Here is a 22,562-nt window from a genome sequence, read left to right on the forward strand (position 1 = left end):
GAGGGCTGTCGTTCAGCGGTCGAGGGCCGCGAAGCGTTCGATGTCGCTGTTCGTTCCGGAGACGATGATGAGGTCGTGATTCGTGACGATCGTGTTCGCCTCGGCGTAGCGGAACGGCTTGCCGGGGCTCTTCACGCCGACGACGGTGACCTTGTACTTGCTGCGCACGCCGGATTCGTTGAGACCCACGCCGCGGATGAACTTCGGCGGGTACATCTTCGCGAGGACGAAGTCGTCGTCGAAGCGGATGAAGTCGAGCATCCGTCCGGAGACGAGGTGAGCGACGCGCTCTCCGGCTTCGCGCTCGGGGTATATGACGTGGTTGGCGCCCACTCGGGCGAGGATCTTGCCGTGCGACTGCGAGACGGCCTTCGCCCAGATCTGCGGCACCTTGAGGTCGACCAGGTTCGCGGTGATCAGCACGGATGCCTCGATCGACGAGCCGACGGCGACGACGGCGACCTGGAAGTCCTGGGCGCCGATCTGACGCAGGGCGTCGATGTTCTTGGCGTCGGCCTGAACGGTGTGCGTGACGCGGTCGGACCACTTCTGGACGAGCTCCAGGTTGCCGTCGATCGCGAGGACCTCGCGGTCGAGGCGGTCGAGCTCGCCGGCGCATGCGGCGCCGAAGCGGCCGAGGCCGATGACGAGTACGGGAGCGTCGCCCCGGAGCACTTCAACCAACGATCGGCCTTTCCACGGGCAGCGAGTAATACTGCGATCGCGATGTCGCGGCGACTGCCGCGGCGAGAGTCACTGTACCAACGCGCCCCATGAAGATGGTGGTCGCGAGCACGTACGAGGCGGAATCGGGGAGCTCGGCCGTGAGGCCGGTCGACAGGCCGACGGTGCCGAATGCCGAGATCACATCGAACAGCACATGACTGATGTCGGCCTTGGTGATCTGGGCGATGATGATCGTCGACAGGGCGACGATTGTGGCGCCCCAGGCGACGACGCTGAGTGCCACACGCTGCACGTCGCTGGGGATGCGGCGGCCGAAGACCTCGACCGACTGGCGTCCCTTCGCCTCAGACCACACGGCGATGGCGAGCACGGCGAGCGTGGTGACCTTGATTCCTCCGGCGGTGGATGCCGAGCCGCCGCCGACGAACATCAGCATGCTCGCGGCCAGCAACGACGAGCCGTTGAGGTCGTCCATCTCGATCACGTTGAAGCCGCCCGAACGGGTCATCGCCGAGAGGAAGAAGGCCTGGAAGGTGGTGTCCGCCGCGTCCATCGAGCCGAACGTCTTCGGGTTCGCGTATTCGAGGATGAGGAACACGGCTGCGCCGAGCACGAACAGGAGCACGGTGGTCACGAGGGTGAGCTTGGTGTGCAGCGACCACTTCTTCACGTGCCACACGTGCTTGGCCAGTGTGTAGATCACGGGGAAGCCGATGCTGCCGAGGAAGACGCCCACCATCAGAAGAGACAGCACGAGATAGTCGTCGGCGAAGACGGCCACGCCGCCGTCGTTGGGAGCGAAGCCGGTGTTCGTGAACGCCATGGCCGCGAAGTACGGAGCCTCCCACAGGGCGGCGATCGGGTCGACCTCCGCGAGGACCAGTGCGGGGTAGAGGAGTACCGCGAGTGCGCCTTCGATGATGAGCGACGACACCGCGACGGTGCGCAGGAGCTGGCCGACCTCGCCCAGCCGAACGGTCTGGCTCTCGTTCACGACGCCGCCGTGCGCTCGCAGCGGGTTCGTGTCGCCGGCCGCCATCAGCTTGGCCCGCAGCCCGAGGCGCTTGGAGATGACGAGACCCATCAGCGATGCCAGGGTGAGCACACCGAGCCCGCCGATGTTGACACCGACGAAGATCAGCACGTGCCCGAAGGGAGACCAGTGATTCGCCATGTCGACGGTGGCGAGACCGGTGACGCAGATGGTGGACACGGCGGTGAACAGCGCGTCGGCCAGCGGGGTGACCGTGCGCGATGCCGACGCGATCGGCAGCGACAGCAGCACGGTGAACAGGAGGATGAGCAGCGCGAAGATGACGATCGCGAAGCGCGAGGGCGACGAGGTGACGATGTGCTTGCCCCAGGAGGCGGCATTCTGAAGACGCTGTCGAGGTGACGACGCCGAAGCGATGCCCGACATCGAGTCCCCCTTCGCTTTCCCCTCGCCGCGCACCGCGGCTGCACGACGCCGATCGCCGAGCCTTCGTCATGGTACTCCGTGCCGGGGACGACTACCCTGATCACATGACGGACATCTTCGACGTGATCGCAGACGGTACGAGGCGCGACATCCTCCAGCTTCTCCTGCGACGCACCACCGAAGGGGACGCCGGTACCAGCGTGAGCCAGATCGTCGCCGATCTGGGCATCAGCCAGCCCACCGTCTCGAAGCATCTGAAGGTGCTCCGCGAGGCCGAGCTCGTGAGCGTGCGCGAAGACGGTCAGCGCCGCTTCTACAGCCTCGCTGTCGAGCCGTTGGAGGTCGTCGACGACTGGCTCGTCCCGTTCCTCATGGACGCCTACGGTGACGATGCGCCTGACATCGACTACCCCGGACTGCCGCTTCCCGACGGGGCCGCGCACGCTGCCGAGGTCGTCGGCCGTGCCGCGGCATCTGCGAAGCACGTCGTCGCCACCGCGCTCAAGCGCTTCGGCGGCTGACGCCCCGGACGCACTTCGCCCCCGATGACAACGGGGGGCTTGTCAACGGGGGCGTGGCCGCGGGCCCCAGCCCGCGTGGACTCGGACGGTGCCATCGTGAGTCGTGGGTTCAGCATCCCAGTGCACCCTGAACGGTTGCGGCAAACGTCCTATGTCTCCGCTGTGACCCGGGCGCCCGTTCGCGAGAGTCGGTTCCTCAGCGGCGAGCGGACCTGCGTCGGAACAGCCATGCACCCCACGCGACCGAGCTGGCCAGGATCACGACGCACCAGCCGATCGCCCACAGCGGTGCCGCCTCCACCGGAGTGCCCGTGAGCAGGCCGCGGATCGTGTCGACGATCGGTGTGATCGGCTGGTACGTCGCGACGGGCTGCAGCCACCCTGGCATGCTCGCCACCGGCACGAAGGCGCTCGAGAGGTAGGGGAGGAACAGCAGCACGAACCCGTATCCGTTCGCGCCTTCCGGTGACCTCGCCGCCAGGCCGATCGCCGCGAACAGGTAGGTGATCGCCAGGATGTACAGAGCGATGAGTCCGGCCAACGCCAGCCATTCGACGAACGAGGCATCGGGCCGGAAGCCCACGAGGATGCCCACGACGATCACGATCGCCGTGGCGACCAGATTGCGAAGCAGGCTCGCCACGACATGACCGGTGAGCACCGCGCTCGCGCGCAACGGCATGGTGCGGAAGCGGTCGATGATCCCCGTGCGCATGTCGTTGGCGACGTACACGGCGGTCGACGAGGCCCCGAAGCCGGCGCACGTGAGGATGATGCCGGGCACGACATAGTCGACGTATGCACCGGACGGGTCGATCGCGCCGCCGAACACCCACGTGAACATCAGCATGAGCATCACGGGCAGCAGGACCGCCATCAGCAGCGATTCGCCGTCTCGCAGCGAGTGCCGCAGACTTCTCCCGACGAAGACGCTCTCGGCCGTCAGGCCCCGCAGCCGTGGTCGCGGCCGGAGTGTCGAGGGCGCCGTGAGAGCATCGGCGGTCGTGGCGTTCATGAGTGCTCCTTCGTGAGTTCGGCGGGCTCGGTCGTGGTGACTGCGAGGAAGACATCGTCGAGAGTCGGACGCCGCAGCGAGACAACGCCATCGAGGCCCTCCTCGTCCAGGCGGTCGAGCGCTCGCCGCAGGTCGGCGACGGTGCCGTTCGTGGCGATCTCGCGCACCAGCTCGCCGTGGGCGTCGTGCAGCTCGACCGTGTCGCCGCCGATGCGCGCCTTGAGCTCTCCGGGTGTGCCGAGCGCGGCGATGCGTCCCTCGTGCAGGACGGCGATGCGATCGGCGAGCTGATCGGCCTCCTCGAGATACTGCGTCGTGAGCAGAACAGTGGTGCCCGAGGCCGCGACAGCGCGGATGAGCTCCCAGAGATCGCGCCTGCTTCGAGTGTCGAGACCCGTCGTGGGTTCGTCGAGGAAGAGCACCTCGGGGGTGACGACGAAGCTCAGAGCGAGGTCGAGACGACGCCTCATGCCTCCGGAGAACGTGCGCACGGATCGCGTCGCCGCCTCGATCAGGTCGAAACGCGTGATGAGCTCGGTCGCGCGCCGCGCCGACTCGCTCCGGGTCATGCCCGCGAGGCGGGCGAACATGACCACGTTCTCGACTGCGGTCAGGGCGTCGTCGACGGCGGCGGACTGTCCGGTGAGGCTGATCCGCCGCTGGACCTCTCGAGCTTCGGATCTCGTGTCGAATCCCGCGACGAGAGCAGCGCCGGAATCTGCGGCAGTCAAGGTCGTGAGGATGTTCATCGTGGTCGTCTTGCCCGCGCCGTTCGGCCCGAGCAGCGCGAAGACCTCTCCGCGGGACACGGCGAAGTCGAGGTCGTCGATGACGGGCCTGCTTCCGAAGGCCTTGCTCAGCCCGCGGACTTCGATCGCCTGATTCATCGGTGCTTTCCTTTCGGTTCGGAGCTCTGTGCGAGTAGAACTGTGTGTGTCATACGCAATTGTGTATGACAGTAACACACGGTTTACGTAATACACAGAAGTAAGATGGCGGCATGACCGAGATCGAGCCTCCGGAGCTGCCGCGCGGCATCGCACTCGCCTGGGGGGTCGCGACGAACCCCCAGCGAGGGCCCAAGCGCGAGATGAGCGTCGAGCGCATCGTCGACGCGGCCGTCGAGCTGGCGGATGCCGACGGGATCGGCGCCGTCTCGATGGCGGCCGTCGCTTCGGCACTCGGGTTCACGCCTATGTCCCTCTATCGATACGTGAGCGCGAAGGACGACCTCCTGCTGCTCATGCAGGAGCAGGCCACGGGCCTGCCGCCTGAGGCGGTGCGAGACATCGACGGATGGCGCGAGCGGCTGCTCGCGCTGTACACGGAGCAGGTGCTCCTGTATCAACGGCACCCCTGGATGCTGTCCCTGCCGATCAACGGCTCGCCGATAACACCCCACAGCTCTGCGTGGCTGGACGCGAGTCTCGAGGCGCTGGAGGCGACGCCACTCTCGGCCGATGAGCGCGTGGCTGTGGCGCTCGCCGTCACAGGCAACGCCCGGTGGTGCGGAATCGTGCAGGCGGGCTACACGGAGCAGTCGCGAGGCAGCGGGCTCACGCCGGAGGAGGTGGCGCGGCGCGAGTCAGACCTGTACGACCGCGTCATCACCGCGGACGAGTTCCCCGCGCTGCGCCGGGCGATAGACGATGGGGTGTTCACGTCGGCATCCGATCCGTTCCGATTCGGCATCGAGCGCGTGTTCGACGGCGTCGACGCCTACATCGCCGCCCTCGACCGCGGGACGCCGGCGCAGCCGGTGACCGACTGGATCGCCCTCGACCCTGTCGAGCTCGCGGGCGACCGGCGTCTCAAGGATGCCCAGAAGGCCGTGCGCGAGGCCGAGAAGGCGCTTCGACTCGCGCACAGGGCCGAGCGGCAGGCGCTCCGCGAGGCGCGCGAGCGAGCGGCGAGAACGAACAGGTCTCGCTGACGGCGTCGCGCGCTTGCCATGATGTGAGCATGACGACAGCTTCGCCCCCGTACCGAGCGCATTTCGACTTCACCATCTCGTTCGCGAACGGCGGGGGGATGAGCGGTGAGAGCTTCTGCCTCGACCTCCCCGATCCGAACCTGGGGGCTGACGAGATCGGTGCGCTGCTGGTGCGGCATCTCGGTCTCGCTCTCGTGAGCACGGTCGAGCTGCAGCGGCTGCGCATCGTCGAAGAGGTTCACCGCGGCAGCCGTGGGATCGAGGTTCCGGCCGAAGACGCGTGGCGGGTGATCGATCTCAGCCATCCGATCGAGGCCGGCCTCGTGACCTACCCGGGCCTCCCGGTGCCGATCATCACTCCCCACCTCACACGCGAGGAATCCCGTGCGAAGTACGCGCAGGGCACGCAGTTCGCCATGGACATCATCACGATGATCGGCAACACGGGCACCTACCTCGACTCGCCCTTTCACCGGTATGAGGACGGAGGAGACCTGGCGTCGCTCGAGCTCAGCTCCCTCATCGGCCTGCGCACTGAGGTCTTCCACCTGCACGACGCCTGGAGCGATGCGCGCCGGGGGATCGACGCCGTGACCCTCGCCGATCGCGAACTGCGCGGCACCGCCGTGCTGCTGGACACAGGGTGGAGTGAGCACTTCGGAACGCCGGAGTACGGCCATGGGGCGCCGTTCCTCACCGAAGGAGGAGCGCGATTCCTCGCCGACGCCGGGGTCGCGCTCGTCGGGATCGACTCGCTCAACATCGACGACACGGAGAGCGGCGGAGAGCGTCCGGCGCACAGCATCCTGCTCGCTGCGGGAATCCACGTGGTCGAGCATCTGACGCGTCTCGCCGAGGTGCCGGCGCGGGGTGCGCGATTCACCGCGGCTCCTCCGGCTGTACGCGGATTCGGCACCTTCCCGGTACGAGCGTTCGCCACCGTCGGCGATCCTCACTGATCACACAGGCCACATGGGTTTACACGCGTCCCAGATTCCCCCTAGAGTGTGCACAAATCGAGAAAGGGGTACGTGGGATGCCCGAGGTTCCAGATGTCCGGTTCCTTACGGTGGCTGAGGTCGCCGAACTCATGCGCGTGTCGAAGATGACCGTCTATCGGATGGTGCACGCTGGGGAGCTGCCAGCCATTCGCTTCGGTCGCAGTTTCCGGGTTCCGGAATCCGCTGTGGCCGATGCCCTGCAACGACCGATAGCCGACGTCGGCTGACGCTCTCGGCTCGGTCTCGTGAGCGCGTGCAGCAGGAGCTCCACGATTTGCTAGACTGATCCGAGGCATTTTTCCGTGCCCGTACCCGGGTGTCCGTCACCGACGACACCCAGCCACTGACTTAGTGAGGTTTCCGTGGGTTCTGTCATCAAGAAGCGCCGCAAGCGCATGGCGAAGAAGAAGCACCGCAAGCTGCTTCGTAAGACTCGCCACCAGCGTCGCAACAAGAAGTAAGCGACCAGACACGAGCGCCTGTCTCCGGACGGGCGCTTTGTGTCTCTGCCCCCGGTTTCCCACTCGTCGCAGGAGCATGCCATGAAGTCGATCACCGTCACCGAGCTCGCCGAGCGTTCGAACACCCCGCTCATCGACGTCCGCGAAGTGGACGAGTTCGCCGCAGGACACGTCCCCGGGGCGGTGAACATCCCGATGTCCGAGATCGGCAACCGGCTCGACGAGCTTCCCTCGGAGTCGTTCGACGTCATCTGCCAGGCCGGCGGACGCTCGGCGCGCGTCGTCGAGGCGCTCGAATCCCGCGGGTACGACGCGACCAACGTCGAGGGTGGGACTGGCGAGTGGATCGCTCAGGGCCGCGATGTCGAGGTGCCGTCGGCGTGACCACGCTGACCCTCATCGGCAAGCCCGACTGCCACCTGTGCGACGTGGCGTCCGAGATCATCGACTCCGTGGTCGCCGAGCTCCCCGACGCGGCTGCCGAGCGCATCGAGATCGTCGAGGCGTCGATCAAGGACGACCCCGCACTCTACGAGCTGTGGTGGGAGAAGATCCCCGTCGTCCTCATCGATGGGGAGCTGCATGCGCACTGGCGCCTGTCGGCCGACCGACTGCGCGAGGCTCTCGAGGCCGCTGTGCAGCACGATGCTCTGAAGAAGGAAGCGCGATGATCCGTCACGTCGTCACCTGGAAGCTCGCGGCGGACGATGCGGCGACGCGCGCCCAACAGGCCGCCGAGGTTGCTCGCCGGCTGAACGCACTCGACGGCGTCGTGCCGCAGCTCCGCTCGATCTCCGCGGGCGCGAACGTCGCATACCCGGACGCGAACTGGGACGTCACGCTGGTTGCGGACGTCGATTCGATCGACGCGCTCGAGGAGTACCAGGTGCATCCGGCGCACGAAGAAGTCGTGACGTACGTGCGCTCGGTGGTCGCGTCGCGCGTGGCCGTCGATTTCGAGGTCTGAGTCTCCGATCTTCGACTGTCCATCCGATGGGAGCAGGCGGACTGATGGGCGAGATCACCTGGCGCGACGCGACCGTCGTGTGGGCGCGGCCCTCTGATCTTCATGGGTTCACCGAGACCGACGCCGCCGCGATGGGGCAGGGGCAGATCGACCGCCTCCGTCAGCTGAGTGGCAGCCGCGCCGAGTCCTTTCTTGCGGGAAGGGCGCTGATCCGCGCACTCGTGCGCAGGATCCGAGGCTCCGATGAGGTGCTGCTCTTCAGCCGCTGCGCCAGATGCGGCGCGGAACACGGCCGCCCGCGGTCGGCCGGCGTCTCGCTCAGCGTGAGCCACGCGGAGGATCTCGTCGTCGTCGCGGCGTCGGCGGGGTCGATCGAGTTGGGCGTCGACGTCGAGGAGGAAGCGGCAGCCGGCCGTGTCGAGGGATTGGGGTCGATGTTCCCCGACGGGCGCGCCCCGGATCTCGGTGCGTGGACGCGCATCGAGGCGGCTGTCAAGGCGGACGGGCGCGGTTTCGAGATCGACCCGTCGGAGGTGATCCTGCAGCCGCACGCTGATGAGTCCGAGCCGTGCGTGTGGTCAGCGGTGCTGCCCGGACGTCTGCGTCCCCTCGAGGTCACGACGCTCGGTGGGCCACCCGGATACGTGGTGAGCGTCGCCGTCGGCTGATTCTCCTCGTCAGCGCCGGAGGGGAGCAGCAGGGAGGGCGGGCAGCGGAAGCTCGTCGATCCAGGTCCGCACGAGCGCGCGCGCCCGACCGTCGGCGACCTCGTCGACGAGTCCGAGGAAGTCATCGCTCGTCACTGCGAGCCCGGCGAAGCGCGACGTCCACTCCCGAGTCAGAGCGAAGAACCGCTCGTCGCCGATGGTCAGACGCAGGGCGTGGAGGGTGAGCGCGCCCCGCTTGTACACGCGGTCGTCGAACATGTCAGTCGGGCCGGGGTCCGAGAGCACGAGATCCTGGGGCAGGATGCGGAGGCTGGCGTGGTGCATCAGAGCCTTCGCGTGGGCGGTGGGCCCTCCTGCGGCCTCCGACCACAGCCATTCCGAGTAGCACGCGTACCCCTCGTTCAGCCAGATGTCCTGCCAGCGGGCGACGCCGACGCTGTTGCCGAACCACTGGTGCGCGAGCTCGTGCGCGATCAGGCGCTCACTGCCCCCCAGGCCGTCGACGTGGTTCGCTCCGAAGATCGCCATGCCCTGCGCCTCGAGGGGGATCTCGAGGACGTCGGGGGTGACGACGATCTTGTACGACTCATAGGGATACGGACCGAAGGCCTCGACGAACGTCTCCATCATCTGCGGCAATGCGGCGAAGTCGGAGCGCACCCGCGGTGCGAGCGCCCGGGGGTGGAACAGACGCCCCGGAGTCGTGCCGAGCTCGACCCTGTCGTCGTCGTACTGACCGAGCTGCACCGTCATCAGATACGTGGCCGTCGGCACCGGCTGGTCGAAGGTCCATCGAGTGCGTCCCCGTTGCGTCGACCGGGTGGCTGTGCCGCCGCTCACGACGGTGTACTCGGGATCGGCCGTGAACTCCAGACGATACGTCGCCTTGTCGGAGGGGATGTCGTTGCACGGGAACCAGGTCGGGGCACCCGTGGGCTGCGACGCGACCAGCACGCCGTCTTCGAGCTCTTCCCAGCCGAGGAGCCCCCACCGGGTGCGGCGGGGCGAGGGGGCCCCGGAGTACTCGACCGTGACGGTGAGTTCCTGACCGCTCGTGCGCTCGCCGCCGAAGGTCACCTTGAGCCGACGGTCGTCCTGGCGGAACGAGGCGGCCCGGTCGCCGCTCACCCGCACCTTCGTGGCCTTGAGGCCGACCAGGTCGAGGGATATGTGCTTGGTCGACTCCTGCATCCGCAACCGGATCGTCGCGATGCCAGCCAGGCGGTTCGTGGCCACGCGGTAGTCGATCGCGAGGTCGTAGTGCAGCACCCCGTAGCGCCGATCGCCGCTGTGCGGGGTGTAGGGGTCGACGTTCATGCGTCCGACGCCTGGTAGGAACGCACCTTGACGGCACGCCACGGTCCGATGGGGTTGCCGCTCCATCGGCTGCCGACCGGCACGAACTCGCCGCGCATCACGAGCGACGCAGGGCCGACCGTCGCGTCCGCTCCGATCGTCGCGGCGGGGAGGATCACGCTGTGCGGCCCGAGGGTCGCACCGTTCTCGAGGGTCACTGCGTCGATGCTCATCACTCGATCATGGAACAGATGCGTCTGAACCACACATCCGCGGTTCACCGTCGCGCCGTCGCCGAGCGTCACGAGGTCGGGTTCGGGCAGCCAGTAGCTGTCGGTCCAGACGCCTCGACCGATCTTGGCTCCGAGCGTGCGCAGCCAGATGGCGAGTGCGGGGGTGCCGGATGCCGAGTTCGCGAACCACGGGGCCGCGACCATCTCGGTGAAGGTGTCGGACACCTCGGTGCGCCAGACGAAGCTCGACCAGAGCGGATGCTCTCCCGCGCGGATCGGCCCGACGATGATCCACTTCGCTGCGGTCGTGACGAGTGCGGCGATCGCGCCGGCGGCGAGCATGACGGCGCTCGAGAGCACGACCGCCCATCCGAGACCCCAGGCGTCGACCACGGTGGCGAGCGTGAGCATCACGGCCAGGCCGATCGCACAGGTCACGAACACCGGGATGATGCGGCCCAGCTCCCACAGTGCTCGTGCCACGCGCAGACCGGCGCGCGGGCGGTAGGTGCGCTCGAGGTCGGAGTCGTTGACGACACGACGCAGTCGGGCGGCCGGCGAGCCCAACCACGACGACCCGGCCTTGGCCTTGGGCGGCGCGACAGAGAGCACGGCCACCAGACCGTCTCGGGGCACGTTGTGCCCACCGGCCGCCATGCCGGAGTTGCCGAGGAACGCGCGTTTGCCGATCCGCGCGGTGCCCAGCCGCATCCACCCGCCCTGCAGCTCGTAGGTGGCGACCATCGTGTCGTCGGCGAGGAACGCGCCGTCGGCGATCGTGGTGAGCTTCGGGATGAGCAGCACGGTCGACGCCTCGACATCGCGACCGACGTCGGCCCCGAGGGCGCGCAGCCAGAACGGGGTGAAGCTGCTGGAGTACAGCGGGAAGAGGAAGGTGCGAGCAGAGTCGAGGAGGCGTTCGGTCGTCCATGCCTGCCACGCGACGCGAGAGCGCACGGGGTAGACGCCCTCTGACAGGCCGAGGCCGAGCAGGCGCACCAGAGCCAGCACGAGGACGGCGAAGACCAGACCAGCGAGCAGCACGGCGGGCACGAGCAGCGCCAGGATGCCGGGAATCGCGGACGTGAGGGAGTCAGCTCCTCGGATGCCGAGTGCCACCACCCACGCCCCCGCAGCAAGCGAGACGACGGGCAGCAGGCCCAGGAACGCCGAGGATGCGGCATAGGCCCACAGCCAACGGGTGCGGCTCGGAGGACGACCGGCCGCGAACGGCTTCGAGACACCGCCGACGCGTGCCGCCGGGGATCCGGCCCAGCGCTGCCCGGAGCGCACGCGTCCGAACACGGCCGAACCCGGTGCGATCTCGGCGCCGCGGCCGATCTTGGTGCCGGGGGCGAGGGTGCTTCGTGCGCCGATCGTCGAGTCTGCGCCGATGCGGATGCCGCCGATGCGCACCGTGTCGCCGTCGATCCAGTATCCGGTGAGGTCGACCTCGGGCTCGATCGAGGCCCCGGCCCCGATGTCGAGCATGCCCGTGATCGGAGGGACCGTGTGCAGATCGACGTCCTTGTGGATGCGCGCACCGAGCGCTCGGGCGTAGTAGACGACCCAGGGTGCTCCGGCGAGGCCGACAGGGTCGACCTGCTGCGCGATCTGCTCGGCGAGCCACAGCCGCAGGTGCACGCCGCCGCCTCGCGGGTAGTCGCCGGGCCGGAGTCCCCCGAGCAGCAGGCGGGCGGCGACCGCGGCGATGGTCATCTTGCCCAGCGGGGTCACGAAGATCACCAGGCCCACGATGATCGTCCACAGCGGAACCTCGGGAAGGAATTCGAATCCGGGCGACAGGCGCAGGATCCAGCTCGCGGTGAGCAGGAAGAGCAGCCAGCGGATGCCGGTGAACACGAACAGCGGCAGGCCCGCGATCGTCTGCACCCACTGCATGCGCCGCGGTGTCGGTGCCTGCTGGCTGAAGACCCGCTCTGCGGTGTCTTCATCGTCGGCCTCGTCATCGACGGCATCGGCCATCTGACGAAGCCGCGGCAGATCGTAGACGTCGGTCATCGTGAACTCGGGCGCCCGGGTGCGCAGGCGCGAGACCAGCTGGGCGGCGGCGAGCGAGCCTCCGCCCAGCTGGAAGAAGTCTGCGTCCTCATCGCTCGGGCGGATGCCGAGCACGGCGAACCACTGCTCGGCGAGCCACGCTGCGGTGCCGGAGAGCGAGGATCCGCCCTCGTCGCCGGAATCGAGGGGCCACGGCAGTGCCGCCTTGTCGACCTTGCCCGATGTGCGCACAGGCAGATCGTCGACGGTCGCGAGCAGCGGGATCAGGGGAGCCGGCAGCATCTCGGCGAGCTCACCACGCGCCACCTGTCTGTCGAAGCCCTCGTCGGGAACCACGTAGCCGACGAGGATCGGCATGCCCGCTTCGGTCTTCTGCACCACCACGGTCGCGGCTGAGACGGAGCTCAGTCCCTGCAGCGCCGCCTCGACCTCGCCGAGCTCGATGCGCCGACCGCCTATCTTGACCTGGTCGTCTGCGCGGCCCTGGAAGATCAGGCCCTCGGCCTCCACGCGCACGACATCGCCGGAGCGATAGGCGCGGTCCCAGCCGAGCGTAGGCATCGGGGCGTACTTCTCGGCATCCTTGGCGGGGTCGAGATATCGCGCGAGGCCCACGCCGCCGATGATGAGCTCGCCCGCTTCGCCGTCGGCCACGCGCTGGCCGTCCGCATCGACCACGGCCAGCGACCAGCCGTCCAGAGGCAGGCCGATGCGCACCGGACCCGTCCCGTCCATGAGAGAGGCGCAGGCGACGACCGTGGCCTCGGTCGGGCCGTACGTGTTCCAGACCTCCCGACCATCGGATGCCAGTCGTGCGACCAACTCTGGCGGGCAGGCCTCACCGCCGAAGATCAGCAGGCGCACGTTCTCGATCGCATCCTGGGGCCAGAGGGCTGCGAGCGTGGGAACGGTCGAGACGACGGTGATGCCGTGCCCGAGCAGCCAAGGGCCCAGGTCCTCTCCCGAGCGGACCAGCGCGCGCGGCGCGGGAACGAGGCACGCGCCGTGGCCCCATGCGAGCCACATCTCCTCGCACGACGCGTCGAAGGCGACCGAGAGACCCGCGAGCACGCGGTCGCCGGGGCCGAGCGGAGCATCCTGCAGGAACAGACGTGCCTCTGCGTCGACGAAAGCCGCTGCGGAGCGATGCGAGACGGCGACTCCCTTGGGCACTCCGGTCGAGCCGGACGTGAAGATGATCCAGGCGTCGTCCTCGATCGTCGGCGGGGCGACGACAGGGATCGCCGAGGTGCTCGGGTGCGGTGTCGCGCCGGTGAACAGCTCCCTCGCCTCAGGGGTGTCCGCGGGGACGTAGCCGGCGTCGGTGATCATGCCGACGATGCGCGCCTCGCGGAACACGAGATCCGCGCGCTCCTGAGGATCGTCGGCGTCGACGGGGACGTATGCGGCGCCGACAGCCATCGCACCCAGGATCGCGATGTAGAGATCACGGCGCCCCGATGTCATCCTGATGCCGACGCGGTCGCCCCGTCCCACCCCGTGCTCTCGCAGCAGGCCTGCAGTGCGCCACACCTGCGCCAGAAGCTCGGCGTAGCTCAGGGCGCCGTCGGCGTCTTCGACCGCTGACGCATCGGGATGCCGATCGGTGGTGTCCCGGAGGATGTCGATCAGTGTGCGGGGGAGTGGCGCCTCGGCAGCGCGGTCGAGCGCCTCCTGCACGTCAGTTCGCAAGGAGGTCGAGCAGTGCGGCCTTCGACAGTCGCGAGTACCCGGTGCGGCCCTCGGCGCGGGCGCGGGCCCGGAGCTGGACGACCGTGAGGTCACTCAGGTCGGATGCGGGGGCCGGCGTCGGTGCGGCCGGCTTCGGCGTCGCCGTCCTCGTGGTGGTCGTCTTCTTCACAGGACGAGCAGCAGGCGTAGGTGCGGCCGTGGCCGCCGCGGGAGCCGGGGCGACCTTCTGCGTCGGGGCCTTCGGTGCCTTCGGTGCCTTCGGTGCGACCGCCTTCGGTGCGGCTGCGACTGCCTTCGGTGCGACTGCCTCAGGTGCGGGCTTCTTCGCGGCGGGCTTCTTCCCCTCGGACTTCTTCGCCGACGGCTGCTTCGAGTCCTTCTTGTCCGCCTTCTTCTTGTCCGCCTTCTTCGGGGCCTGCAGACGAGCGGTGGCCTCCTGCAGTCGCTCGGTGGCGGCGGTGGCCGACTTCGCGACCTTCTTGGGCCGGTCGGCGATCTTCTTCTTCGAGGCGCTCGCCGCGTCCTTCGCGTCCTCGACGAGAGGCTTCAGCTTCTTGGCCGCCTTCTTCGGAAGGGTCTTGATCAGCTTCTTCGCGTCCTTCGCCGCATCCTTGGCGGCATCGAGTGCTGCCTCGGCGTTCCGGTGGGCTGGTGTCTTCTTGGCCATGATCGGTCCTCCCGTACGACCCGAGCGCGTCCGCTCGGGTGTTGGCACAGAGGATACTCAGGCAAGGTGAACAATCGGTGCCACGAAGTTCACCGGGGGTATCACATTCAGTCACACTTGCAACACAAATGTGATCCGGAGAAGGCGGCTGGCGACCGGTACGGCCCGGTGGTGCATGTTTAGATGTTCTCCTACCCGTCCGTGGGCAACCACACCCTCGTCGTTCAGGAGCTGACATGCGCCGTCGCAACATCATCGCCGGGATCGCGCTCGCCGCGACCGCAACCCTCGCCCTCGCCGGATGCGCGACCGGCGGCAGCGACGCGGGATCGGGCGAGCCCGCTGCTGGCGGCGAGTACGACCTCATCGAGGCGGGCACGCTCACGGTCTGCTCCGACATCCCCTACGCGCCCTTCGAGTTCGAGGGCGGCGACAACGGCACCGGCTACACCGGCTTCGACATCGACCTGCTCGACGCGATCGCCAAGGAGCTCGACCTCAAGCTCGCCGTGCAGGACGTCGGATTCGACGCACTGCAGTCGGGCACGACGCTCGCAGCCGGTCAGTGCGACATCGGCGCCTCCGCGATGACGATCACCGACGAGCGCAAGGCCAACATCGACTTCTCCGAGCCGTACTACGAGTCGCTGCAGTCGCTGCTCGTTCGCACCGACTCGGGCATCGAGTCGATCGACGATCTCTCCGGCAAGAACGTCGGCGTGCAGCAGGGCACCACCGGCGAGGCGTACGCGACCGAGAACGCCACCGGAGCGCAGCTCGTGCAGTACCCCTCCGACGGCGAGCTGTGGCCCGCGATGCAAGCCGGTCAGATCGACGCGATCCTTCAGGACCAGCCCGTCAACCTCGAGCACGAGAAGGCCGACAGCGCCTACAAGATCGTCGAGGAGTACGAGACGGGCGAGTCCTACGGCTTCGCATATGCGAAGGGCGAGAAGGATGCGCTGCGCGAGGCGATCGACGGTGCGCTGCAGGATCTGCGCGACAGCGGCGACTACCAGACGATCTACGACACCTACTTCACCGCGAAGTAATCGGCGAGCGACGTAGGACAGGGAGACCTTGACAATGGCGTTGAGGCGCACCACGAAGAGCAAGCTGTATCGGTACACCGTCTATGCGGTGCTGATCGCGGTCGCCGTCTGGCTGATCGTCAGCACCGACTGGGCCCGGATCGCGCAGCTGTACTTCAACCCCGAGGTCGCGGCGAAGATGCTCCCGGGCATCATCACCACGGCGCTCGTCAACACGCTGTGGTTCACAGCCGTCGCGTTCGCCGGCGGCCTGCTGCTCGGCATCGTGCTGGCACTCCTGAAGCTCTCGAGCATCGGACCCTTCCGGTGGATCGCGACGGCGTGGATCGAGCTGTTCCGTGGGCTTCCCGCGATCCTCACGATCTTCGCCATCGCGTTCATCCTGCCGATCGGACTCGGTGTGCCGGGCACGAAGCTCGGCGGACCGGTCGTGCTCGGCCTGATCGGTCTGATCCTCGTGGCGTCGGCGTATATGGCCGAGACGATCCGCGCGGGCATCCAGGCGGTTCCGAAGGGGCAGACGGAGGCGGCTCGCTCACTCGGCATGTCCCCCATGAAGACGACCTTCTGGATCGTCGTGCCGCAGGGCTTCCGCATCATCATCCCGCCGCTGACCAACGAGTTCGTGCTGCTGCTGAAGGACACCTCGCTGCTCTTCGTCGCGGGGTCCTTCATCTGGTCGAAGGAGCTGACGAACTTCGCCCGTGATGCGAGCACGCAGAACGCGAACGGAACGCCGCTGATCATGGCGGCGGCCCTCTACCTGATCGTGACGATCCCCCTCACGCGCTTCAGTGCGTACCTGGAACGAAGGATGTCGAGGCAGCGATGATCACCGATCTGATTGACGTCCACGCACCCGCGATCGACCTGCAGGGGCTCGTGAAGAGCTTCGGCGACAACGAGGTGCTCAAGGGCATCGACCTCACCGTCTCCGCAGGAGAGGTCGTCTGCATCATCGGCCCGTCGGGTTCGGGCAAGTCGACGCTGCTGCGCTCGGTGAACCTGCTCGAGGAGCCCACCGGCGGCAAGGTGCTCATCGAGGGCATCGACATCACCGACCCCGATGTCGACATCGACCGCGTGCGCACCCGCATCGGCATGGTCTTCCAGAGCTTCAACCTCTTCCCGCACCTCGATGTGATGGGCAACCTGATGATCGCGCAGCAGCGCGTGAAGAAGCGCTCCAAGGCCGAGGCCGAGCGGGTCGCGAAGGAGATGCTCGGACGCGTCGGGCTCGAAGAGAAGGCGGACGCCTATCCCGGGCACCTCTCGGGCGGTCAGCAGCAGCGCGTCGCGATCGCGCGTGCGCTGTGCATGAACCCCGACATGATGCTGTTCGACGAGCCGACCTCTGCGCTCGACCCTGAACTCGTCGGCGAGGTGCTGCAGGTCATGCGCTCGCTTGCTGACGAAGGCATGACGATGCTGGTCGTCACGCACGAGATGGGCTTCGCCCGCGAGGTCGGGTCACGTCTGATCTTCATGGACGGCGGTCACATCGTCGAAGAGGGCGACCCGCGCGAGGTGCTCGCCAACCCGCAGCATCCGCGTACGCAGGACTTCCTCGCTCGCGTTCTCTGATCTCGCGGTCGCACGACCCGCATCATACGAAGACCCCCTCCCGCTGAGTAAGCAGGAGGGGGTCTTCGTATGGAGCGTGAAGGAGGGAGTCAGTCGAGTTCGACGACCGTGGCTCCCGGTGCGTTGGTTTTGATCGACTCGATACCGTTCTTCGCAGCGGACCGCGTGGTGTAACTCTCGCTCGACGCGATCACCTCGCCGTTACCGGCCTTCAGGCGGAACCGGTGACCGCCGGCACTGTCGGTGTACAGCTCGAACTTGCCTGCCATGAGGCGTCCTTTCTCTGCCGAATCGAGGGAGAGATGCCCTCGAGCATCACGGTATCCCGGAGTACTGGCCCAGGGATAGAGCACGATTCAGCCGCGAGGATGCACGGCCACGGGCTCGGGCGCGACAGCGATCCGCACACGATCACCGAAGGCGGGATGGATGCCGGGGGCGTGCTGCAGTCGCACGAGCTCACCCGACTCGGTGCGCACGAGCGTGCGGCGCATGCTGCCGAGGAACGTGCTCTCCTGCACGAGCGCGTCGGTCGCGGCATCCGCCTCGGACGCGAAGTGCACGTTCTCCGGGCGCAGGTAGACGTCGACCGGTCCGTCGGCGGGAGCCTGCAGCGGCAGCTTCTGCCCCCACACCACCACGTGGTCGCCCTCGGCGACGCCCGACACGACACTCGAGAGACCGACGAAGGCGGCGACACCTGCCGTCGAAGGCGTCGTGTAGAGCTGCTCGGGGGTGCCGATCTGCTCGATGGTCCCCGCGTTCATCACGGCGATCCGGTCGGAGACGGCCAGTGCCTCCTCCTGGTCGTGGGTCACGAAGACGGTGGTGATGCCGAGGCGCAGCTGGATGCGGCGGATCTCATCACGCAGCTGCACGCGCACCTTCGCGTCGAGTGCCGACAGCGGCTCGTCGAGCAGCAGCACCTTCGGTTCGGTCACCAGCGCACGGGCGAGCGCCACGCGCTGCTGCTGGCCACCGGAGAGCTGATGCGGGAAGCGGTCGGCGAAGTCGGCGAGGCCCACCAGGGCCAGCGCGTCGAGAGCTCTCTTCGCGGCCTCGGTTCTGCCGAGTCCACGGCGGCGCAACCCGAACGCGGTGTTCTCCGCGACACGGAGGTGCGGGAACAGCGAATAGGACTGGAAGACCATGCCGATGTCGCGCTTGTTCGTCGGGACGCGGGAGACGTCGCTCCCGCCGAGAAGCACCGCGCCGCTGTCGAGACCCTCGAGCCCCGCGAGCACCCGCAGGAGAGTGGTCTTGCCGCAGCCTGACGGACCGAGCAGGGAGACGAACTCACCCGGCGCGATGTCGAGGTCGACTCCGTGCAGCACGGTGTTGCCCGAGTAGCTCTTCACGATGCCCTGCAGCTGCACGCGGGTGCCCTCGCCGGCCTCGGCGAGAAGCATGTTGTCGGCGGTCTGGGGGAGGGTCATGAGCGGGCCTTTCCGTTGCCGCGCGCGACGCGGCCGATGAGGAGGAGCAGGAGGAAGACGAACAGCAGCGCCAGCAGGGTGAAGATCGCCGGCGCGTACGGGTCCTGCTTCTGGACGACGACCATGGCCGTCTGGAACACCTGACGGTTGAGGAGCGAAGCGATCGTGAACTCACCGAGCACGACGGCGATCGAGATGAGCGATGCCGCGAGCAGTCCCTGGCGCAGATTCGGAGCGAGCACCTTGAGCACGACGGTCGGCCAGCTCGCACCGAGCGAGCGTGCCGCCTCGGCGAGGGTGCGCAGATCGGCGGCGTCGATGGAGGCCTGGATCGAGCGGTACGCGAAGGGCAGCACGGTGATGCCGTAGGCGAAGGCGAGCGTCCAGGTGCCCGTGCCGAGCGCGCGGCCGATCTGCAGGTAGATGGGCGCGAGACCGACGACGAGCACGATCGCGGGGATCGAGATCGGCAGCAGCACCGCGAACTCGAACACCGGCTTGAGCTTCGCGAAGCGCAGGTTGACCAGGATCATCGTCGGCGCGAGCAGAAGCAGCACGATCGCGACCGTCACGACGGCCAGGATCAGCGAGTTGCCCAGGCCCATCCAGATCGGCTTGATGGCTGCCGACTTGGCCGGGTCGAACAGCGCGAACCACCGCTCGAGGCCGAGGGTTCCGTCGGTCTGGCGCAGCGTGTAGAGGAAGGTCGAGGCCAGCGGGATGGCGAAGAAGGCGCCGACGGCGATGCCGATGATCCAGCGGGTCGCGAGAGAAGGGCCGAGACGATTCATGACTGCCACCTCGCGGCTCGTCGCTGGATGATCGAGTACAGGGCCATGACGACCCCGACGATCACGATCATGCCGAGCGCGAGCGCACCGGCCAGGTTCTCGCGGCCGAGCACGGTCTCGCTGGTGAGCGCAGCCCGGATCTGCAGCGGGACGATCTGCGCGCCCTGGCTCGCGAGTGCTGCGGCCGTGGCGTAGGACGAGAAGGCGTTCGCGAACAGCAGCAGCAGGCTCGCGAGGAACGAGGGCGCCAGCACCGGGATGCCGATGCGCAGCCAGAAGCTCGAGCGTGTGCCACCGAGCGTGAGGTTCGCTTCCGCCCACTGCGGCTTGAGCGCGGCGAGGGCGGGCATGAACGTGATCACCATGAGGGGGATCTGGAAGTAGATGTAGGGCAGGATCAGGCCGGGGAGTTCATAGAGCCAGGTGCCGTTCGCGAAGATGTCGACGCCCAGGTCGTCCTTGAGGAAGAGCGTCACCACGCCCTGGATGCCGATCGTCGCGATGAACGCGAACGCGAGCATCACGCCGCCGAACTGCGCGAGCACGCCGGCCGCGGCATCCACGGTCGACCGCACCGCCCCGTCCGGGTTCATGCCGAGGAGGGCATAGCAGACGAGGGCTCCGACGATCGCGCCGACCAGGGCTGTCAGCAGCGAGAGTCCGGCGGAGTTCGCGAACGTGGTGAGGACGACGGGATCGCCGAGGGCCGAGACGTTCGACCAGGTGAATGAGCCGTCCTCCGTGAAGAAGCCCGACCCGATCGCGAGGATCGTCGGCACGGCGAGGAAGAGCAGAACATACGCGGCGAACGGCACGAGACCGAGCCAGGCCGGGGACGGCGCCGAGCGCCGGGCCCCCGAGACGATGGGCCCGGCGCTGGCCGGAGCGAGGGGGACGGGGGCGGATGCCGTGGCATCCGCCCCCGTCGTGGTGGCAGTGGTCACTGGACCGCCGCTGCCCACTTCTCGCCGAGCAGCGTGCCGGCGTTCGTCGACTGCTCCTCGGTCGGGACGACCGTCTCGCTCGGAACCTCGGGCAGCGCCGCTGCGAGGTCGGCGTCGATCGTGCCGGCCTCGGTCATGGCCTCCATGCGAGCCGGACGTGCGCCGCCCTTGAGCCACAGGTTCTGCACCTCGTCGCTGTAGAGGAACTCCTGCCAGAGACGAGCAGCCGCCGGGTTCGGGGCATCCTTGTTGATCGCCTGGTTGTAGTAGCCGGCATAGCCGGTACCGTCGAGGACCACGACCTTCCAGTTCTTGTTGCCGTCATCGCCCTGCGCGTGCGCGGCGTTCAGGTAGTCCCAGTCGAAGACGACGGGCGTCTCGCCGCTCGCGACGGTCGCCGTGGTGACATCGACCTTGAGCAGGTTGCCGGCCTTCTGCAGCTCGGAGAAGAAGTCGATGCCCGGCTGGAAGTCGTCGAGCGTGCCGTCGGACTGCACCGTGGCGAGGCCCACGGCGGCGAACGCCGCACCGGCCTGCGTCGGGTCGCCGTTGATGGCGACGGCGCCCTTGTATGCGGCGTCCTTCAGGTCGTCGAGCGACTCGGGAGCGTCGAACTTCGACGAGTCGTAGCCGATCGACATGTATCCGCCGTAGTCGCCGACGAACAGTCCGGTCGGCTCCTTGAGCGCGTCGGGGATCTCGTCCCACGTCTGCACCTGGTACGGGGCGAACACGTCGGTGTTCTGCAGCGCGACCGTGAGGCCGAGGTCGAACACGTCGGGTGCGGTGTCGAGGCCCTCGTTGGTCTTCGCGGCCTGGATCTCTTCGGCGCTCGAGACATCGGGCGACGCCTCGTTGATGGTGATCTCGGGGTACTTCTCGGCGAACAGGTCGATGATCTCGCCGTAGTTCGCCCAGTCGCGCGGAAGGGCGATGACATTGAGCTGGCCTTCGGCCTTCGCAGCCTCTTCGAGGTCGGCGAACGAGCCGAAGTCCTCGACCGAGGTCGCGGCTGCGGCATCGACGTCGTCGCTGCCGGCGGCGGGAGTCTCAGCGCCCGTGGCGCAGGCCGTGAGGCCGAGCGCAGCGGTGGTGAACAGGGCGATGCCTGCGCCGATGCGCGCGCGGCGGTGGAAGTTCGTCATCAGGGTCCTCTCGGTGTCCGGCGCTGTGAGCCGGATTCGGGTTGCGAGAGGACACTATGAGCCGAGGGTTGCCGATCATCGCGGTCTCGGTGAACGCGAGGTGTCCGCGGTGTGGCGGGTCGGGCCGCGGTGGCGGTCGAGTCGCCACGCAGTCTGACATCCTGGACGGATGGACATCGGCAGTGTGCTCGGGCTCGAGCAGCTCACCTGGGGCACGCTGATCCTCATCGTCGTCGCGGCCTTCGCGGCGGGCTGGATCGATGCCGTCGTGGGCGGGGGAGGGCTGCTGCAGCTGCCCGCCCTGCTGCTCATCCCCGGCATCTCGCCGATCCAGGCGCTCGCCACCAACAAGCTCGCCTCGGTCTTCGGCACGGCCACGAGCAGCGTCACGTACTACCGCCGGGCGAAACCCGACATCCGCACGGCCCTGCCGATGGCCGCGATCGCGCTCGTCGGATCGTTCGGCGGTGCCGCCGTCGCCACGGTGCTGCCGGCCGCGGCATTCAAGCCGATCATCGTGGTCGCGCTCCTCGCCGTCGCCCTCTTCACGGCATTCCGCCCGCAGATGGGCGCGGCCACCCGCTTGCGGTTCAGCGGGCACAAACACCACATCATGGCGGGGCTCGCCGGACTCGTGATCGGTTTCTACGACGGGCTGATCGGGCCGGGAACCGGGACATTCCTGGTGATCTCGCTCGTCGCGCTGCTGGGGTACGACTTCCTGCAGGCGAGCGCCAAGGCGAAGATCGTGAATCTCGCCACGAACACCGGTGCCCTGCTGCTCTTCATCCCTCACGGCGCCGTGCTGTGGCTGCTGGGCGGCATCCTCGCGGTCGCGAATGTCGCCGGGAGCTACCTCGGCTCTCGCATGGCGATCTCACGCGGCACGACCTTCATCCGCGTCGTCTTCCTCGTCGTGGTGGTCGCCCTCATCGCGAAACTCGGCGTCGATGTGTGGAACGAGAACATCGCGCCGGCGCTCGCCGCGCTGCGCTGAGCATCCGTCCTGCCGCACCTGCGCTCCGGG

Annotated in this window: 25 protein-coding genes; 13 read left to right on the forward strand and 12 right to left on the reverse strand. The window is 67.9% G+C overall.

Annotation, left to right across the window (positions count from 1 at the left end; all coding sequences use genetic code 11):
- Positions 1–12: 12 nt before the first annotated feature.
- Together ACZ0AA_RS17570 and ACZ0AA_RS17575 are read right to left on the reverse strand one after the other, a co-directional pair.
- Positions 13–684: a potassium channel family protein gene (locus tag ACZ0AA_RS17570; RefSeq protein ID WP_042538973.1), complete on the reverse strand. Its 672-nt coding sequence runs from the start codon at positions 682–684 to the stop codon at positions 13–15.
- The gene (locus tag ACZ0AA_RS17575; protein WP_400862056.1) at positions 677–2,107 is read right to left on the reverse strand and encodes a TrkH family potassium uptake protein; all 1,431 of its coding nucleotides are present in this window, start codon (positions 2,105–2,107) and stop codon (positions 677–679) included. The genes ACZ0AA_RS17570 and ACZ0AA_RS17575 overlap by 8 nt, the downstream gene beginning before the upstream one ends.
- Before the next feature lie 104 nt (positions 2,108–2,211).
- Here ACZ0AA_RS17575 and ACZ0AA_RS17580 point away from each other — a divergent pair, with 104 nt between their 5' ends.
- Entirely contained in the window at positions 2,212–2,628 is a 417-nt protein-coding gene (locus tag ACZ0AA_RS17580) for an ArsR/SmtB family transcription factor (RefSeq protein WP_400862054.1), read from the forward strand.
- A 196-nt stretch (positions 2,629–2,824) separates the two neighbouring features.
- Here the strand turns inward: ACZ0AA_RS17580 and ACZ0AA_RS17585 are convergent, their stop codons facing one another.
- On the reverse strand, positions 2,825–3,643 hold the full coding sequence (locus tag ACZ0AA_RS17585) for an ABC transporter permease (protein ID WP_463513720.1): 819 nt from the start codon (positions 3,641–3,643) through the stop codon (positions 2,825–2,827).
- The gene (locus ACZ0AA_RS17590; RefSeq protein WP_463513721.1) at positions 3,640–4,530 is read right to left on the reverse strand and encodes an ATP-binding cassette domain-containing protein; all 891 of its coding nucleotides are present in this window, start codon (positions 4,528–4,530) and stop codon (positions 3,640–3,642) included. The genes ACZ0AA_RS17585 and ACZ0AA_RS17590 overlap by 4 nt, the downstream gene beginning before the upstream one ends.
- A 113-nt stretch (positions 4,531–4,643) precedes the next feature.
- Between ACZ0AA_RS17590 and ACZ0AA_RS17595 the strand changes: the two genes are divergently transcribed.
- From ACZ0AA_RS17595 to ACZ0AA_RS17630, 8 genes are all read left to right on the forward strand, one after another.
- Complete coding sequence (locus ACZ0AA_RS17595; RefSeq protein WP_463513722.1) at positions 4,644–5,576, forward strand: TetR/AcrR family transcriptional regulator; 933 nt, start codon at positions 4,644–4,646, stop codon at positions 5,574–5,576.
- Between the two features lie 29 nt (positions 5,577–5,605).
- Positions 5,606–6,535: a cyclase family protein gene (locus tag ACZ0AA_RS17600; protein WP_463513723.1), complete on the forward strand. Its 930-nt coding sequence runs from the start codon at positions 5,606–5,608 to the stop codon at positions 6,533–6,535.
- Positions 6,536–6,612: 77 nt separating this feature from the next.
- The gene (locus ACZ0AA_RS17605) at positions 6,613–6,804 is read left to right on the forward strand and encodes a helix-turn-helix domain-containing protein (protein ID WP_042538977.1); all 192 of its coding nucleotides are present in this window, start codon (positions 6,613–6,615) and stop codon (positions 6,802–6,804) included.
- Positions 6,805–6,939: 135 nt separating this feature from the next.
- Positions 6,940–7,038, forward strand: a complete 99-nt coding sequence (locus ACZ0AA_RS17610; RefSeq protein ID WP_003792170.1) for a 30S ribosomal protein bS22 — start codon at positions 6,940–6,942, stop codon at positions 7,036–7,038.
- Between the two features lie 81 nt (positions 7,039–7,119).
- Complete coding sequence (locus ACZ0AA_RS17615; protein WP_400862045.1) at positions 7,120–7,422, forward strand: rhodanese-like domain-containing protein; 303 nt, start codon at positions 7,120–7,122, stop codon at positions 7,420–7,422.
- Positions 7,419–7,709, forward strand: coding sequence for a glutaredoxin family protein (locus ACZ0AA_RS17620; RefSeq protein ID WP_400862043.1), 291 nt, complete (start codon positions 7,419–7,421; stop codon positions 7,707–7,709). Before ACZ0AA_RS17615 ends, ACZ0AA_RS17620 begins: the two co-directional genes overlap by 4 nt.
- Positions 7,706–8,005 (forward strand): Dabb family protein, encoded by a 300-nt coding sequence (locus ACZ0AA_RS17625; protein WP_463513724.1) that lies wholly within the window; start codon positions 7,706–7,708, stop codon positions 8,003–8,005. The genes ACZ0AA_RS17620 and ACZ0AA_RS17625 overlap by 4 nt, the downstream gene beginning before the upstream one ends.
- Before the next feature lie 44 nt (positions 8,006–8,049).
- Entirely contained in the window at positions 8,050–8,673 is a 624-nt protein-coding gene (locus ACZ0AA_RS17630) for a 4'-phosphopantetheinyl transferase family protein (protein WP_463513725.1), read from the forward strand.
- A gap of 9 nt (positions 8,674–8,682) precedes the next feature.
- Here the strand turns inward: ACZ0AA_RS17630 and ACZ0AA_RS17635 are convergent, their stop codons facing one another.
- From ACZ0AA_RS17635 to ACZ0AA_RS17645, 3 genes are read right to left on the reverse strand one after another with little or no spacing between them, the layout of a single operon-like run.
- Positions 8,683–9,990 (reverse strand): M1 family metallopeptidase, encoded by a 1,308-nt coding sequence (locus ACZ0AA_RS17635; protein ID WP_463513726.1) that lies wholly within the window; start codon positions 9,988–9,990, stop codon positions 8,683–8,685.
- Entirely contained in the window at positions 9,987–13,916 is a 3,930-nt protein-coding gene (locus tag ACZ0AA_RS17640; RefSeq protein WP_463513727.1) for a Pls/PosA family non-ribosomal peptide synthetase, read from the reverse strand. Before ACZ0AA_RS17640 ends, ACZ0AA_RS17635 begins: the two co-directional genes overlap by 4 nt.
- Positions 13,906–14,583: a hypothetical protein gene (locus ACZ0AA_RS17645; RefSeq protein ID WP_463513728.1), complete on the reverse strand. Its 678-nt coding sequence runs from the start codon at positions 14,581–14,583 to the stop codon at positions 13,906–13,908. The genes ACZ0AA_RS17640 and ACZ0AA_RS17645 overlap by 11 nt, the downstream gene beginning before the upstream one ends.
- 236 nt (positions 14,584–14,819) lie before the next feature.
- Between ACZ0AA_RS17645 and ACZ0AA_RS17650 the strand changes: the two genes are divergently transcribed.
- Genes ACZ0AA_RS17650 through ACZ0AA_RS17660 form a run of 3 tightly spaced genes read left to right on the forward strand, consistent with a single transcriptional unit; the run spans position 14,820 to position 17,219 of the window.
- A complete protein-coding gene (locus ACZ0AA_RS17650; protein WP_400862031.1) occupies positions 14,820–15,635 on the forward strand; it encodes a transporter substrate-binding domain-containing protein in 816 nt (271 codons plus the stop codon).
- Positions 15,636–15,669: 34 nt separating this feature from the next.
- On the forward strand, positions 15,670–16,467 hold the full coding sequence (locus ACZ0AA_RS17655; RefSeq protein WP_290159859.1) for an amino acid ABC transporter permease: 798 nt from the start codon (positions 15,670–15,672) through the stop codon (positions 16,465–16,467).
- Positions 16,464–17,219 (forward strand): amino acid ABC transporter ATP-binding protein, encoded by a 756-nt coding sequence (locus tag ACZ0AA_RS17660; RefSeq protein WP_400862029.1) that lies wholly within the window; start codon positions 16,464–16,466, stop codon positions 17,217–17,219. The genes ACZ0AA_RS17655 and ACZ0AA_RS17660 overlap by 4 nt, the downstream gene beginning before the upstream one ends.
- 89 nt (positions 17,220–17,308) lie before the next feature.
- Here ACZ0AA_RS17660 and ACZ0AA_RS17665 read toward each other — a convergent pair whose 3' ends face one another.
- From ACZ0AA_RS17665 to ACZ0AA_RS17685, 5 genes are all read right to left on the reverse strand, one after another.
- Complete coding sequence (locus ACZ0AA_RS17665; RefSeq protein ID WP_400862027.1) at positions 17,309–17,488, reverse strand: YegP family protein; 180 nt, start codon at positions 17,486–17,488, stop codon at positions 17,309–17,311.
- Positions 17,489–17,575: 87 nt separating this feature from the next.
- Positions 17,576–18,655: an ABC transporter ATP-binding protein gene (locus tag ACZ0AA_RS17670; RefSeq protein ID WP_400862025.1), complete on the reverse strand. Its 1,080-nt coding sequence runs from the start codon at positions 18,653–18,655 to the stop codon at positions 17,576–17,578.
- Positions 18,652–19,446 carry an ABC transporter permease gene (locus ACZ0AA_RS17675; RefSeq protein WP_463513729.1) on the reverse strand — a complete coding sequence of 265 codons (795 nt, stop codon included), beginning with the start codon at positions 19,444–19,446 and terminating at the stop codon, positions 18,652–18,654. The genes ACZ0AA_RS17670 and ACZ0AA_RS17675 overlap by 4 nt, the downstream gene beginning before the upstream one ends.
- A complete protein-coding gene (locus ACZ0AA_RS17680; protein WP_400862021.1) occupies positions 19,443–20,390 on the reverse strand; it encodes an ABC transporter permease in 948 nt (315 codons plus the stop codon). Before ACZ0AA_RS17680 ends, ACZ0AA_RS17675 begins: the two co-directional genes overlap by 4 nt.
- The gene (locus ACZ0AA_RS17685) at positions 20,387–21,535 is read right to left on the reverse strand and encodes an ABC transporter substrate-binding protein (protein ID WP_463513730.1); all 1,149 of its coding nucleotides are present in this window, start codon (positions 21,533–21,535) and stop codon (positions 20,387–20,389) included. Before ACZ0AA_RS17685 ends, ACZ0AA_RS17680 begins: the two co-directional genes overlap by 4 nt.
- Before the next feature lie 169 nt (positions 21,536–21,704).
- On the opposite strand from ACZ0AA_RS17685, the gene ACZ0AA_RS17690 reads away from it, so the two are divergent.
- Positions 21,705–22,532: a sulfite exporter TauE/SafE family protein gene (locus ACZ0AA_RS17690; RefSeq protein ID WP_400862017.1), complete on the forward strand. Its 828-nt coding sequence runs from the start codon at positions 21,705–21,707 to the stop codon at positions 22,530–22,532.
- Positions 22,533–22,562: the final 30 nt, after the last annotated feature.

Source organism: Microbacterium sp. AC035, assembly GCF_979258485.1.